General features: G+C 73.4%; 10 protein-coding genes, 1 tRNA gene, 1 other RNA gene and 4 pseudogenes. 3 read left to right on the top strand and 13 right to left on the bottom strand.

Annotated features, from left to right (window positions below; translation table 11 throughout):
- Window positions 1-13 precede the first annotated feature (13 nt).
- From IE239_RS38025 to ffs, 6 genes are all read right to left on the bottom strand, one after another.
- Entirely contained in the window at window positions 14-913 is a 900-nt protein-coding gene (locus IE239_RS38025; protein WP_190154027.1) for a phosphoribosylaminoimidazolesuccinocarboxamide synthase, read from the bottom strand.
- Between the two features lie 244 nt (window positions 914-1,157).
- Complete coding sequence (locus tag IE239_RS38020) at window positions 1,158-2,684, bottom strand: N,N-dimethylformamidase beta subunit family domain-containing protein (RefSeq protein WP_190154026.1); 1,527 nt, start codon at window positions 2,682-2,684, stop codon at window positions 1,158-1,160.
- A gap of 427 nt (window positions 2,685-3,111) precedes the next feature.
- On the bottom strand, window positions 3,112-5,256 hold the full coding sequence (locus IE239_RS38015; RefSeq protein ID WP_229878668.1) for a hypothetical protein: 2,145 nt from the start codon (window positions 5,254-5,256) through the stop codon (window positions 3,112-3,114).
- Between the two features lie 361 nt (window positions 5,257-5,617).
- The gene (gene purD / locus IE239_RS38010) at window positions 5,618-6,871 is read right to left on the bottom strand and encodes a phosphoribosylamine--glycine ligase (protein WP_190154024.1); all 1,254 of its coding nucleotides are present in this window, start codon (window positions 6,869-6,871) and stop codon (window positions 5,618-5,620) included.
- Window positions 6,872-7,036: 165 nt separating this feature from the next.
- Window positions 7,037-9,529: a DNA polymerase III subunit gamma and tau gene (locus tag IE239_RS38005; protein WP_190154023.1), complete on the bottom strand. Its 2,493-nt coding sequence runs from the start codon at window positions 9,527-9,529 to the stop codon at window positions 7,037-7,039.
- 74 nt (window positions 9,530-9,603) lie between these two features.
- An RNA gene (gene ffs / locus IE239_RS38000) (signal recognition particle sRNA small type) lies at window positions 9,604-9,702 on the bottom strand.
- 71 nt (window positions 9,703-9,773) lie between these two features.
- Here ffs and IE239_RS37995 point away from each other — a divergent pair.
- Both IE239_RS37995 and IE239_RS37990 read left to right on the top strand, forming a co-directional pair.
- Window positions 9,774-9,861 (top strand) — tRNA-Ser (locus tag IE239_RS37995).
- Window positions 9,862-9,993: 132 nt separating this feature from the next.
- Window positions 9,994-10,302 carry a hypothetical protein gene (locus IE239_RS37990; protein ID WP_190154022.1) on the top strand — a complete coding sequence of 103 codons (309 nt, stop codon included), beginning with the start codon at window positions 9,994-9,996 and terminating at the stop codon, window positions 10,300-10,302.
- A 19-nt stretch (window positions 10,303-10,321) separates the two neighbouring features.
- Here IE239_RS37990 and IE239_RS37985 read toward each other — a convergent pair.
- From IE239_RS37985 to IE239_RS42725, 7 genes and pseudogenes are all read right to left on the bottom strand, one after another.
- Window positions 10,322-10,747 (bottom strand): annotated as a pseudogene (locus IE239_RS37985) (tyrosine-type recombinase/integrase); the annotation flags it as partial.
- Window positions 10,729-11,276, bottom strand: a pseudogene (locus IE239_RS37980) (replication initiator); the annotation flags it as partial. The pseudogenes IE239_RS37980 and IE239_RS37985, both read right to left, overlap by 19 nt.
- Window positions 11,277-11,435: 159 nt before the next feature.
- Window positions 11,436-11,687, bottom strand: coding sequence for a SpdD protein (locus tag IE239_RS37975; RefSeq protein ID WP_190154021.1), 252 nt, complete (start codon window positions 11,685-11,687; stop codon window positions 11,436-11,438).
- A 22-nt stretch (window positions 11,688-11,709) separates the two neighbouring features.
- On the bottom strand, window positions 11,710-11,904 hold the full coding sequence (locus IE239_RS37970) for a hypothetical protein (RefSeq protein ID WP_059130629.1): 195 nt from the start codon (window positions 11,902-11,904) through the stop codon (window positions 11,710-11,712).
- 16 nt (window positions 11,905-11,920) lie between these two features.
- Entirely contained in the window at window positions 11,921-12,112 is a 192-nt protein-coding gene (locus tag IE239_RS37965) for a mobile element transfer protein (protein WP_010985414.1), read from the bottom strand.
- Between the two features lie 11 nt (window positions 12,113-12,123).
- Entirely contained in the window at window positions 12,124-12,750 is a 627-nt protein-coding gene (locus IE239_RS37960; protein WP_190154020.1) for a DUF2637 domain-containing protein, read from the bottom strand.
- 84 nt (window positions 12,751-12,834) lie between these two features.
- Window positions 12,835-13,266: pseudogene (locus IE239_RS42725) on the bottom strand (FtsK/SpoIIIE domain-containing protein); the annotation flags it as partial.
- Here IE239_RS42725 and IE239_RS37955 point away from each other — a divergent pair.
- Window positions 13,264-13,539: pseudogene (locus tag IE239_RS37955) on the top strand (hypothetical protein); the annotation flags it as partial. The pseudogenes IE239_RS42725 and IE239_RS37955 sit on opposite strands and share 3 nt — an antisense overlap.
- Window positions 13,540-13,681 lie beyond the last annotated feature (142 nt).

The following is a 13,681-nucleotide window of genomic DNA, read 5'->3' as shown; positions in this document are numbered from 1 at the left end:
TCACGTGGGCGGCTCACGCCCAGGCGGTGCCCGTCAGACGCTCGTAGGCCTCGACGTACTTCGCGCGGGTCACGTCCACGATGCGCTCGGGCAGCGCCGGCGGGGGCTGCTCGCTGTGGCGGTCCCAGCCGGACTCGGTCGAGGTCAGCCAGTCGCGCACGAACTGCTTGTCGTACGAGGGCTGCGCGCGGCCCGGCTGCCACTGGTCGGCCGGCCAGAAACGGGACGAGTCCGGGGTGAGGACCTCGTCGGCGACGACCAGGGTCTCGCCCTCGAAGCCGAACTCGAACTTGGTGTCGGCGAGGATGACGCCCCGGTCGCGGGCGATGTCGCGGGCCCGGCCGTAGACGGCGAGGGTGGCCTGCCGGAGCTGGGCCGCGGTGTCGGCCCCGACCTGGCGGGCGACCTCCTCGTAGGAGACGTTCTCGTCGTGCTCGCCGACGGCGGCCTTGGTGGCCGGGGTGAAGATCGGCGCCGGGAGCTCGCTGCCGTCGACCAGGCCCTCGGGGAGGGCGAGGCCGCAGACCGTGCGGGACTCCCGGTACTCGGCGAGGCCCGAGCCGGTGAGGTAGCCGCGGGCCACGCACTCGACCGGGACCATCCGCAGCGACTTGCAGATCAGGGTGCGTCCGGCCCAGTCGGCGGGGGCCCCGGCGGGCGGCTCCGTGCTCAGGACGTGGTTCGGCACCAGATCGGCGAGCCGGTCGAACCACCACAGGGAGAGCTGGGTGAGGATGCGGCCCTTGTCGGGGATCTCGGTCGGCAGCACCCAGTCGTAGGCGGATGTGCGGTCGCTGGCGACCATCACGAGGTCGCCCGCCTCGTTCTGGTACAGCTCGCGCACCTTGCCGGTGTGCAGATGCACCAGGCCCGGCACCTGAAGGGGCTCGGGCTTTTCTACGAATCCGGACACGGTTCCTCCCCGTGGTTCTGACCTGGAGGCTCGATTGTCCCTTAGTTCAGGATTGATCTGGGACGCCGGGTGCCGGGACCGTCCGGGACGGCGGGCCGCGGGCCGGCGGGCCGGCGGGCTGGCGGGCCGGCGGGCCGGCGGGCCGGCGGGGAGGGCGGGCCGGCGGGGAGGGCGGTCGTTGCTTTCGGACGGTGGGCCAGTCGCGCTTGGCGGACGGTGGGGCGGTCCCGCTCGCGGACGGGGGTCAGTCGCGCTTGCAGATGCGGTCCAAGAGGTTGGCCGTGGCGCGCTGGACGCGGGAGTCCACGTGGCCGGGGCGGTCCAGGGCCGGTGACCAGGCGAAGGTGCCGGAGGCGAACACCAGGGCGCCCGAGGGGGCGCGGTAGAGGGAGGTCTCCTGGTGGCGCAGGACGCCCTCGCCGTCGCGGTAGGGCGAGTGGGCGAGGAGGATGCGGTCCTCGTGCCGCGGGAGCGGAGTGCGCGGGAAGTAGCGGTCGGCCTCGCCCGCGACCAGGCCCTCGATACCCTCGCCCTCGCCCGCGCCGGTCGCCTCCCACAGCCAGTGGTCGGCGTTGCGGACGATCAACGGGTGCGGCTCGGGCACCCGCCCTGCGTACTGAATGCCGACCAGCTGCTGCTCGGCGCGGCCGATCTCCCGCCACAGGACGGGCCTGCCGGGCCCCTTGCGCTTGCGGCAGGTGAGCAGCCGGCTCGGCACTCCGGACGGCGACGGCCCCAGCTCCACCTGCCAGTAGAGCGAGTTGGCGGACAGGAACACGAGCGAGGTGCCGCTGTCCCGGGCGAGCTCCACGGTCCGGCGCATGGTCGTGGACCAGTACTCGTCGTGGCCGGGAAAGACCAGGCCCCGGTATCGGGTGGGGTCGACGTGCCCGGCGTGCAGGTCGCGGGCGTCGGCGTAGGCAAGGTCGTAGCCGTAGCGCTCGGCCCAGCGGATGAAGTCGTAGGCGTGGCCGACGTGCAGGGGTAAGCCCGCACCCGCGTACGGCCGGTCGAAGGAGACGGTGGTCGCCGCGTCGGCCTCGCCGAGGAGACGGCCCTCCTCGTCCCAGGCGTGGTAGAGGCTGGCGCCGGTGCGGCCGTCCTCGGGGTACAGGTTGTAGGCCTGCCAGGTGATGTCGGGCAGCAGCAGGAGCAGGTCGGCGGGGTGCCGGTCGCGGACCGTGAAGGGGACGTGGGAGCGGTAGCCGTCGGCGGTGGTGAGGACCGCGACGTACGCGCCCACGTTCCAGTACGACGGAACCTGCAGACGCCAGGAGAGCCACCAGTGGTGGCAGGAGACCGTGCGGTCGGCGGTCAGGGGCGGCGGCTGGACGATGCCCGACAGGCGCGGGCTGGTGGTGATCTTGGCGGCTCCGTCGCCGTCGTAGTGGCCGATGCGGTAGACGTCGACGCTGAACTCCTGGGGCGGGTCGACGGTGACGTGGAAGTCGACTGCGCCCCCGGGGGCAACCGCGCCCGTGGAGACGAAGCCCTTGATCTGGCGGCGCACGTCGTCGGCGGAGCGGGGACCGCCGGCCCCGGACGCGGGGCGGGGGCCGGGGATGCGTCCGGGGATGCGGGGGGAGCCCTGCGCCGAGGCGGGCACCGCCGGGTCCACATACCAGGGGACCACCTGGCCGGTGTCGTCGAAGTACGTCTCGCTGCCGCGCAGCCAGGGCACCGGGCCCTGGCCGAAGGGATCGGACACGGCGTGGGCCAGTGCTCCCGACTCCCATCGGCGGATGTGCTCCGGTCCTGGTCCGGGTCCCATGCTGCTCCCCTCCCTCGCGCCCCCGTGATGGCCGGTACGGACGTGTACGGACGTGACCGCCCTGTGTGTTCGGGCCTGTGTGATCGGGCCTGCACGTGCGGGCCTATGCATTCGGGCCTGTGTGTTCGGTCGTGCGCGGCCTGTCCTGTGTCGCAAGCCCTTGCCAGGGGCTCTATCGGTCCCAGCACATCACATAACGCGCGCATACAGTCACTATTCGTTGTGAATTGGCCGAAAGCGGAATTCACTCCTCCGATAACCGTCGGTGGCCTGCGCCCGGACGGGGCGACGACAAGGCTGGCTGCGGGCTCCCGGGCTCCTGGGCTCCTGGGCTCCTGGGCTCCTGGGCTCCTGGGCTCCTGGGCTCCTGGGCTCCTGGGCTCTCGACGAGCTTCTGGAGGCTGTGAGCCGGGCGGCCGGGGCGCGCTCAGCCCAGCCGCACCGGCTTCTCCGGCCGTATGCCGAGCTCCACGAGCCAGGTGCGCAGGGGGCCCGCGTCGCCGTCCTCCACGAGGCTGAGGACCCGGGAGGTCAGGTCGGCCACGCGCCGGCCGTCGACCAGGAGGGTCGGGCCGTCGAGCCAGTCGAGGCCCGGCGTCGCGCCGACGGTGTCCATCGCGGCGCAGCAGACCATCGCCGTGACGTGGTCGGCGAGGAGCTCCCGGTCGGTGCGCGGCGGCTGGAGGGGGAACAGGGGAAGCGCGGCGTCGTCCCAGAGGACCGTGTCGGGCCCGGCGGCGAGCGGCCCGGTGCCGGTCGCGGGCACGGCCGCCGCCTCCTCCCGGCCGACCTCGGCACCGAGCCGGGCGGCGAGGGCGGCGCTGCGGGGGTTGACGGGCGGGGTGTCGTCGCCGTCGGGAGGGAAGGCGACGACCGGCGCACGGTCGGAGACGGTCTCGGGGCGACCGGGGTGACCGGTGGGCGGCGCGGTGAGGGCGGGGCACGGATCCGGGGGGAGCACGGGCTCGCCCTGGGCGGCGGCGGGAAGCGGGGAGCCGGGGGCCGGTGACGAGGAGGCTGGGGCCGGGGCCGGGTTCGCGAGTGGGCCGGGGGCAGAGGACGGGTCCCGGTCTGCGGCTGCGGCTGCGCCCGGTGCGGAGCCCGCTCCGGGCGCCTGGCCCGGGTTCGGGTTCGGGTTCGGGTTCCGGTTCGCCGAGTGCTCCGTGTCCGCAGCGGAACCCGGGCCCGCCGGAGGGCCGGTGACCGTGCCCGCCGGAGGGTGTTCCGGCTGCCGGCGGCCCGGGTCCGCCGGGCCGTAGGTCACTTCCGGGGCCGGGGGGAGGACATCCGTGAGGTGGTCCAGGACGCGGGCCAGGGTGGGGCCGCCCGGGTGGCGGACGGTCACGGGGTCGGGGGCGCGGCGGACGCCGAGGGCGTCCAGGACGCGGTGGAGGCGGGCCGCGTCGGTACGCCACTTGCGGTCGACGACCTCGTCCGGGTAGTCCTCCCAGGCCACCGGGGACCAGTCCGGGCCGGGCTCCGCGGGGCCGCCGTGGAAGAGGCGGGCCGCGAGCAGCGAGGCGGCCTCGTCGACGGTGCCGGGCTCTTCGAGCAGGTCGCAGGCGGGGCGCTCGCCGAGGCGGGAGGCGAAGCCCTCGGCCAGCCGGTCGCGCCGGGACAGCTCCGTGAGAGCCGCGACGACCCCGGCGTCCAGCCGGGAGGGCCAGCGGCCCATGCGCCACGCCGGCAGCGCCACGCGGGTGAGCAGCCGGTCCCATCCCGCGTATGCCAGGCCCACCTGTTCCTGGGCGACGATGCGCAGCCCGTAGTCCACAGCCTGTGCGCGCTCGGCGGCCGCGGCGGCCACCCCGCGTTCCATCTCGCCGGCGTGCACCTGGCAGCCGCGCAGCATCAGCCGCGCGACCCAGCCGATGCCCGAACACGCGGGCCGCAGGACGGAGTGCCGACCGCCCTGGTGGGCGCAGGCGGCCACCGCCGCGTCCAGCCCGCGCACGAAGCGCCGGGCCGCCGCTATGTCGGGGTGCGCCGAGGGGCCCGTACCGGCGACGACCGGGGCGAGGACGGCGCGCAGCTCCCCGACGCGCATCCACCACAGGAACGGGGAGCCGATGACGAGGACGGGCGCCGCCACGGCACGACGGTGCAGCGGTCCGTGGGCGCCGCCCGGACCTGCTATCTCGTCGCCGTCGCGGGGCGGGGGCGGGCCGTGGGCCGGGTGGGTGCGGTCCTCCAGCCAGCTGTCGCAGTCCGGGGTGAGCGCTATCGCCGAGGGCGCGGGGACGTCGAGACGGTCGGCCAGGTCACGGACCAGCCGGTACAGGTCGGGGGCAGCCCTCTCGGCGACGGCCACCGTGGGGCTGACTGCGGGCCGGGACCGGGCGACGACCAGGCCGATCACCACGGCGGCGAGCAGCACCACGGCGGCGACGGTGTACACGATCACGCGTGCGCCGTCCCAGCCCGGGCCCTCGAGGTGCCCGGTGGCACCGCCCACGCCCAGGATCACGGCGGCGGCCGCGGGCAGCAGCGCGCCGGCCAGCGCCCGGCTGCGGATGCGCAGCACGGCCAGGGCCCGGGCACGCGCTGCCTGTGCGCCCAGCTCCACACCCATACCGGTCACGACCGGACGTCACCCCCTCCCTGCAGTCCTGTGTCCCCCGGCTGTCTTCGCGATGCTCACTCCCCCACTGTGGCACCGACCACTGACATCGCAATGCCGGTGGGCCAAGTGCCGGAACGAGGGCCGGGAGGCTTGCGCCGCACCCTAGTTGGCGGTCCGGCCTCCGTCAGCCGGATGCTTCAGCGTCACTCGATGGAATGGCTTTGGGGAAAGGTGTATGACGATGGGCAACGATCAGGCCCCGGGTTGCCTGGATCCTCCGTGCGGAGGTCCCTGGTACCCGGGGCCTGAGAAACACCTGATGACAGGACCGGCCCGGCGCCTGTGCGCGGGACTGCGGGGGGAACGGGTGTTACGCGTCCGCCGCTGCCTTCGCGGCGATGTCCGTGCGGTGCTGGGAGCCGTCGAGGCCGATGCGCGCGACCGCCCGGTACGCGCGGTCGCGGGCCTCGGTGAGGTCGGCGCCGGTGGCGGTGACGGACAGCACCCGGCCGCCGGCGCTGACGACCGCGTCGCCGTCCCGCTTCGTGCCGGCGTGCAGCACGTACGCGTGCGGGGCGTCCTCGGCGGCCACCTCGGCGAGCCCGGTGATCGGGTCCCCGGTGCGCGGGTCGCCGGGGTAGTCGTGCGAGGCGATGACGACCGTCACGGCGGCGTCCGCGCTCCAGCGCAGGGGCGGCAGATCGGCGAGCTCGCCGGTGGCGGCCGCCGCGAGGACGCCCGCCAGCGGGGTCTTCAGCCGGGCCAGGACGACCTGGGTCTCGGGGTCGCCGAAGCGGGCGTTGAACTCGATGACCCGGACACCGCGGCCGGTGATCGCGAGGCCCGCGTACAGCAGCCCGGAGAACGGGGTGCCGCGACGGCGCATCTCGTCGACGGTCGGCTGGAGAACGGTCTCCATGACCTCCTCGACCAGCTTCGGGTCGGCCCACGGCAGCGGCGAGTACGCGCCCATGCCGCCCGTGTTGGGGCCCTCGTCGCCGTCGAGCGCGCGCTTGAAGTCCTGGGCGGGCTGGAGCGGGACGACGCTCACGCCGTCGGTGATCGCGAAGAGGGAGACCTCCGGGCCGTCGAGGAACTCCTCGATGACGACCCGGTCGCAGCCGGCCGCGTGCGCCGCGGCGGCCTCCGGGTCGTCGGTGACGACGACGCCCTTGCCGGCCGCCAGGCCGTCGTCCTTGACGACGTACGGCGCCCCGAAGGCGTCCAGGGCCTCGGCGACCCCTTCGGCGGTGGTGCAGACGTAGGAGCGGGCGGTCGGCACACCGGCCGCCGCCATCACCTCCTTGGCGAACGCCTTGGAACCCTCCAGCTGCGCGGCCTCCTTCGAGGGGCCGAACACCGGGATGCCGGCCTCGCGCACGGCGTCGGCGACCCCGGCGACCAGGGGCGCCTCCGGGCCCACGACGACCAGTTCGGCGCCGAGTCCGACGGCCAGCGCGCTGACGGCCGCGCCGTCGAGGGCGTCGACCTGGTGCAGCTCGGCGACCTCGGCGATGCCGGCGTTGCCTGGCGCGCAGTGCAGCGCGGTGACGGCGGGGTCGAGGGACAGTGAGCGGCACAGGGCGTGTTCGCGGGCGCCGCTGCCGATGACGAGGACGTTCACGGGGGTCAGCCTAACCGGCGCGGGCCGTGCCCTTTGTGCGGGCCGCCGAGGGACGGGGGCCGGGGACATCGTGCGTTTCTCCGAACACGGCGCTCCGCCGAGCACCGGCACGGCGCTCCGCCGACCGCCGACCGGGCTCTCCGCCGACCCGCCGAAGGGGCCCCGCTACTCGTTGGTGAACTCCTCCACCACGGTCGCTCCCAGCTCACGGACGATCAGTTCGTAGCCGGAGAGGGCCGACTCGTTGAGGTCGGGATCGTCGTCCTCGGGGGTGTCGTCCTCGGGCGCGACCGGCTCCGGGGCGGGCGGACGGGACGGCCCCGGCGCGGAACCGGCGGGAGCGGAGGACTGCGTCGACGTCGAGGGGGCTCTGTGCTGGGCCGGACCGCCTCCGGCCGACCCGGACGCCGCGGTGGAGTAAGAGGTGGAAGTGGAGTAGGGGGCGGCCGACGAGTTCGCCGTCCCGCCGTCGCCGTGACCGCCGTGACCGCCGGAACCGGCAGAGCCGCCGGAACCTCCCGGGTTGCCGTATCCGCCCGGGGCGCCCGCGCCGCCGGGTCCGCCGGTCCCGTAACCGCCGGGGGCGCCCGCCCCGAAGCCGCCGCCACCACCGAAGCCGCCGGAGGGCAAGGGCGCCGAACCGCCCGACGGGTCGACGACCGCGTCGATCTTCCACTGGACGTTGAACTGCTCGGACAGCGCCTGCCGGAGCACGTCCTCGCTGCCGCTGCTCGCGAAGTTGTCGCGGGCGCCGGCGTTGACGAAGCCGATCTGGAGCGTCGTGCCGTCGAAACCGGCGACGTGGGCGTTCTGGCTGAGCAGGATCCAGGTGAAACGGCGCCGGTTCTTGACGGCGTCGAGGATGTTCGGCCAGAGCATGCGGGGGTCGGGGCCGCCGGTGGGAGGCGCGAACCCGGCGGGCGCGGCCGCCGGCGGCGACGAGGGGGCCGGGGCGGCTGCCGGGGCCGAGGACGCCGGACCCGCCTGAGGGGCGGGGTTCGAGCCGGCCGGGGGCCGTCCGCCGCCGCCCGCGGGGGCGGCCGTGGGCCAGCCGCCGGGCCGCCGCCCGCTGCCGACGGCCGTGGCGGTGGGCCAGGCGCCAGGCGGGGCCTGGGCGGGAGGCTCCTCCGCCGGCGGGACCGCCTGGGCGGCGGCGGGCGCGGGTGCGGGAGCCTGCGTGGGTGCGGCCGTAGGCGTGGGCGCGTGTGCCGGAGGGGCCGCGGGGGGAGCGGCCGGCGGCTGATCGGGCGCGGGGGCCGTCGGCATCACGCCCGGGGAAGGCGGGGCGCTCTGGCCCGGCCCCTGGCCCCGCACCGCAGCGCGGGCCGCGGCGGCGCCACCGCCCGGCGGGATCGACGCGCTGTCGGCCACGGCGCCGCCGCCGTGCACCTCCGGCCCGGGCACGTACCCCATCGCCGGCATGGCAGGCGTCCCCTGCACGGCACCCTGCATGGGCTGCATGGCCCCCTGCCCGTGCACGGCGCCGCCCGGCGAGAAGTTCACGCCGCGCTCGATCCGGTCCAGGCGGGCCATGACGGACCGCTCGTCCCCATAGGCGGCCGGCAGCATCACGCGCGCGCAGATCAGTTCCAGCTGGAGGCGGGGCGAGGTGGCGCCGCGCATCTCGGTGAGGCCCTCGTTGACCAGGTCGGCGGCCCTGCTCAGCTCGGCGGCGCCGAAGACTCCGGCCTGGGCCTGCATGCGCTCGATGACGTCGGCCGGGGCGTCGATCAGCCCCTTCTCCGCCGCGTCGGGGACGGCGGCGAGGATGACCAGGTCCCGCAGCCGCTCCAGCAGGTCGGCGACGAACCGCCGGGGGTCGTTGCCCCCCTCGATGATCCGGTCCACGACCTCGAACGCCGCGGCCCCGTCCCCCGTGGCGAAGGCCTCGACGACGGAGTCGAGCAGCGAGCTTTCCGTGTAACCGAGCAGGGAGGTCGCCATGGCGTATGTCACACCCGCGTCGGTCGCTCCGGCGAGCAGCTGGTCCATGACGGACATGGAGTCACGCACGGATCCCGCGCCGGATCGCACGACGAGCGGCAGCACGCCCTCGTCGACGGGAATGCCCTCCTGCCGGCACACCTCACCCAGGTACTCGCGCAGCGTTCCGGGCGGCACGAGCCGGAACGGGTAGTGGTGCGTCCGCGAGCGGATGGTCCCGATGACCTTCTCGGGTTCGGTGGTGGCGAAGATGAACTTCAGATGCTCCGGCGGCTCTTCGACGACCTTGAGGAGCGCGTTGAACCCGGCCGACGTGACCATGTGGGCCTCGTCGATGATGTAGATCTTGTAGCGACTGCGGGCAGGCCCGAAGAACGCCTTTTCCCGCAGGTCACGGGCGTCGTCCACACCACCGTGCGAAGCGGCGTCGATCTCGATGACGTCGATGGAGCCCGGCCCGTTCCTCGCCAGGTCCTTGCACGACTCGCACTCTCCGCACGGCGTCGGCGTGGGCCCCTGCTCGCAGTTCAGACAGCGCGCCAGGATCCGCGCGCTGGTCGTCTTCCCGCACCCACGCGGCCCGCTGAACAGGTACGCGTGATTGACCCGGTTGTTCCGCAGCGCCTGCTGCAGCGGGTCGGTGACATGCTCCTGCCCGATGACCTCGGCGAACGACTCCGGGCGATAGCGGCGGTACAGCGCGAGAGACGACACGCATACGAGGTTATAGGCGACCGCTGACATCGGACCCACGCCCAGTTCCCGCCGGCTCCCGCCCGGCCCCCGGGAAAGCAAGCGCCCCCCACGCACCCGCCAGAGCCGACCTACCCTTGCTGCCTTCCGGCCCTGGGGGAGTTCAGTCAGATAGCGCCGCGTGAGGGGCTCCGCACAGGCTACAGGATCCGAGCGGGGGGAACGAGTTCGCGAGCACTCCTCAACGTCTTGTATTGTTTGCGGCGGAGGATTCGCCTAGAGGCCTAGGGCGCACGCTTGGAAAGCGTGTTGGGGGCAACCCCTCACGAGTTCGAATCTCGTATCCTCCGCCAGTGCCTCACCGGGCACGATGTCGAAGGGCCCCACCGTTCGCGGTGGGGCCCTTCGTCGTTGTCCGTCTCAGTTTCCGTCTCAGTTCGCCGATCCGGTGACATCCGCGTCAGCGGCCTGCGATGCTGCGCGTCATGCTCATGATCGCCACCACATCGGCCGCAGCCTCGTCCAACCCGACAGGGGTCTTAATCTTCCTCGCAGCCCTGGGGGCCGCAGCCGTTTACATCGGAGCGAGGTGGGCTTTCAATCTGCGCGGTGCCGTTGACGCAACGCTGGCGCGAAGACGGGCCGCCCTGGAGCTGAGGGGCCAGCGCACAGGCAATCTGAGCCTCGCAGACACCGAGAGCCTCGGCCTCGGTTTCTTCAAGCTCATCGGCAGCGTCATAGCCGTGGGAGGACTTGTTTTGCTGGCGTTGAGCATGATCCTCGCGATCAGCTGAGCCGAGACCCTCAGGGGCGTCAGACGTCGCCCCAGAGCGCGTCGCCGACCTGGTGCGCGACCTTGCGAAGCACGGTCCCGGTCACGTGCATGTACCGGGCGCGCATCCGGGCCGCTCCCCCGGGCTCCCAACCCATGATCGAGTCGATCACGACGTCCGGGACGCCGAGGATCAGGAGGACGGTCGCGGCGGTGTGGCGAGCGTCATGGAGACGGCCGTCCCGCACCCCCGCGTCCCGCAGAAGCCGCTTCCAGACATGGAAGTCGGTGTTCGGGCTCAGCAACCCACCGATCGGCGACGCGAAGACATACTGGTGCTGGCGGACAATCTTGATCAGAGGATCGGGCAGACCGATGGTGCGCCGGCCCGCACGGGACTTGGTGGACTTGTGCTCGCGGCGCGTCTGCTCCTTCTGAGGGCAGTAGCCCGCCTTGCGGCCGCACGGAGGCCGGCGCGCTTGCCGACCTCCCGGCGCAGGTACGTCGAGAAGCGTCGCCAGAGCGGACCGCGTGAGCGTTCCAGAGGACGGCGGATTCCTAGTCGTAGGTGTCCGGGTCGAGCGGGGTGCCGAGGGCTTCGTCGTCCTGGTCGTGCCGGATTCCGCAGCGGCAGGGGCGGCCGTCGGTGCGGCGGTTGTGGACGGGGCCGAAGCCGGGGGCGGTGAAGGTGGCGAAGACCCGGGGGTGGGTGGCGACGTGTTCCGGGGTGCCTTTGCCGCCGCGCAGTCCGGCGGTGATCAGTTGGAAGGTGTCGCGGCGGTAGACCTCGGAGCAGGCCGGGCAGCGGGTCGTGCGGCGGTTGTTGCAGCGGACGAGGAGTTGGCCGGCCGGGAGGTCGCCCGAATTGAGCTGATGGAGGACTCGGCCGATCTCGCCGGTGGCGGTGTCGACGTCGTACTCGGTGCGGTGGCCGTCGAGGCGGATCGGGTGGGTGCAGCCGCCGAGGCTCGAGAGCTGACGGAGGATACCGGGCAGGGTGCCGCCTGCGGCGAGGTTGCTGAGTTCCGGGAGTGGGGGCGGGGTGACGCTGGTGAAGATGGCGGTTCTCCTTCTGACGGGCACTTCGGGAGGAGTGGGCCGCCGGGGCGGCGGGTACGTGGCGGTGTCGCGCCGCCCCGGAGGTCTGGCCGCAGGTCAGCGGCGGTCGTGGTCGCGGAGCAGGGAGCGCAGGACCACGGCGGCGACGGCGACCGAGATGGCCGTGACAGCGACGGCGGCCAGGAGCGCGGTGAGGACGACTCCGCCGACGAGCACGGCCGCGACGGTCTTCTGGTCGATGGAGACCGACGGGAGCGAGCGCCGGGCCGGGGCGGGGGCCGGGTCTGTCGGGGTGTGGGTGTGTGCGGGCGGCGGGGTGGGGTTGTCCGGGTATTTGGCCAGGAACACGGCGAACTCCTTATCTACTCGTCTAGTCATGTGAGCCGTTTACGACGTCCACCCCGGATCGCGTGCCGGACTCGATGGCGGGGGCGAGGACGGTGCGCGAGAGCCAGAAGCCGAAGAGGGTGATCAGGACGACGATCCAGATGCGGACGCCGAGGAACTTGACCGCCGCCCAGGCGAAGAAGCCGAGGACGACGACGAGCGGAAGGCTGACGGTCACGGGGTACGGGGTCCTTTCAGCGGACGGGGCAGCGGTGGGTGCGGGCGGCCAGCTCGGCGGCGGCGCGGCTGTCGTAGTCGGCGGAGAAGTTGCAGCGCGGGGCGGTGCAGGCGGCGGTGTGCTTCTCGCGGCCGCGGTGGTCGTAGGCGGTGCCGACCTGCACGGGGCCGATGCGGGTGACGTTGCGGAAGCGGCGGTTGGCGGTCATCAGAGCTCCCTTTAGAGGTGGGCGGCGATGGCTTCGGCCATGGGCGCCGGGACGCCGAGGCGGGCACGCAGGGTCGAGACGTCTATGGGGGTGCCGGTTCGGGTGTGGTACTCGGCGGCGACCTTGCGGGCGTGGTCGATGAGGGCGGCCGGGACCGGGACGGCCGGGCGGTCCGGCGGGGCCTCGATGGCGGGTTGGGCGGGCGACTCGGGTTCGGGGGCGGTTTCGGACTCGTCCTCCTGGTCCTCGATGACCTCGGCGTCGTCGGCCACCTTGGGTGCGGAGTGGGCGAGGAGCGTTCCGCCGAGGAAGGCGACGGCGGGCCAGCCCGCGACGAGGATGCACAGCCAGGCCGGGACGTCGCCGAGGTCGAGCAGGCCGGCCGTGGCGACGTTCGCACCGAGGGACGCGGCGAGCGCGACGACGAACCAGCACCAGGCCGCCCCCTTGGCCGAGCCGGAACGCAGGCGACGCCAGGCGGCGACGAGCAGCAGGTCGACGGAGACGGGATAGGCCCAGGCCTTCCAGCCGTCCTGTCCGGCCGCAACGGCGACGTCGTGAATGTGCGCGAAGGACAGCGCGGCGGCGATGAGCGCCTGGACGAGCACCGCGTCGACACGGGCCAGTTGGGCGCGCATGAGGGCATCTCCCTGCTGGATCAGGCATGGGAGGGGTAGGGACGTGGCGCGAGGCGGTCACGCCGACCGGTGAGGCGGGGGGTGTCAGTCGATGACGGGGTGCGGCTGGACGATGGGGGCCGAGCTCTCGACGGGCCGTACGGGTAACCGCGGGCCGGAAGGACTTCAGCGCGGACAGGTCGGGCACCAGGTGTGCCGCCTCCTGGCAGATATCGGCAGCGTCGCCGAGGGAGAGATACGGGGTGCGGATGCGTGACCAGCCGCCGGACGTGTCCCCCGCGACCGCGAGGCCGGGACGTTCGGCAGGAATGGCGCAGGCACCGAGAACCGCTTCGGCGCGATGTCGCCGAGGGCCATCTTCGCGGAGGCTTCATCGTTCACCCGGTGGCAGACCCGGCCGGTGAGCTGGGCCCGGAGCATGGTCGCGCCCTTGCCGAGTTCGGCACCGAAGCGCTGTCCGCAGACTTCCAGGTAGATGCCGGCCGCGCGGCCGAGCTGGGCGAGGCGGATGAGCTGACGACCAGCCCGGGCTTCTGGTGCGAGTGCTGGACACAGGGGCTCGACGAACGACGCCCGCCGGCGCTCTTCGGCTCTTTCGACGCGTACTCGGCGGTCGAGGCGAACAACTGGGTGGCGACGATCCTGCGCACCATCTCACCCGCACTCGACACGGCCGCTTCCCAGGAAGCATGGACGCGACTCCACGACGACCGCATCGACACAAGGCGAGCCCTGTTGCGCCGGGAGCCCTGGACGGTGTCCATCACGCACGTCAGCACGCGCATCACATGAACGGTCCGACCAGCGCTTTTCCTGCCCCTGGCACACCGCCAGGGTGTGCAACTGACGATCAACGATTACGCCTGGGTCGTGGTCTTCTGCTTGAGGCGTTCGTAGGGGGTCTGGCCGCCGAGGCCGCCGTGGGGGCGAT

Source organism: Streptomyces humidus, assembly GCF_014649655.1.
GTDB classification, from domain to species: domain Bacteria; phylum Actinomycetota; class Actinomycetes; order Streptomycetales; family Streptomycetaceae; genus Streptomyces; species Streptomyces humidus.
The sequence above is the reverse complement of the archived record's forward strand: the minus strand, read 5'-3'. Positions and strand labels throughout refer to the sequence as shown.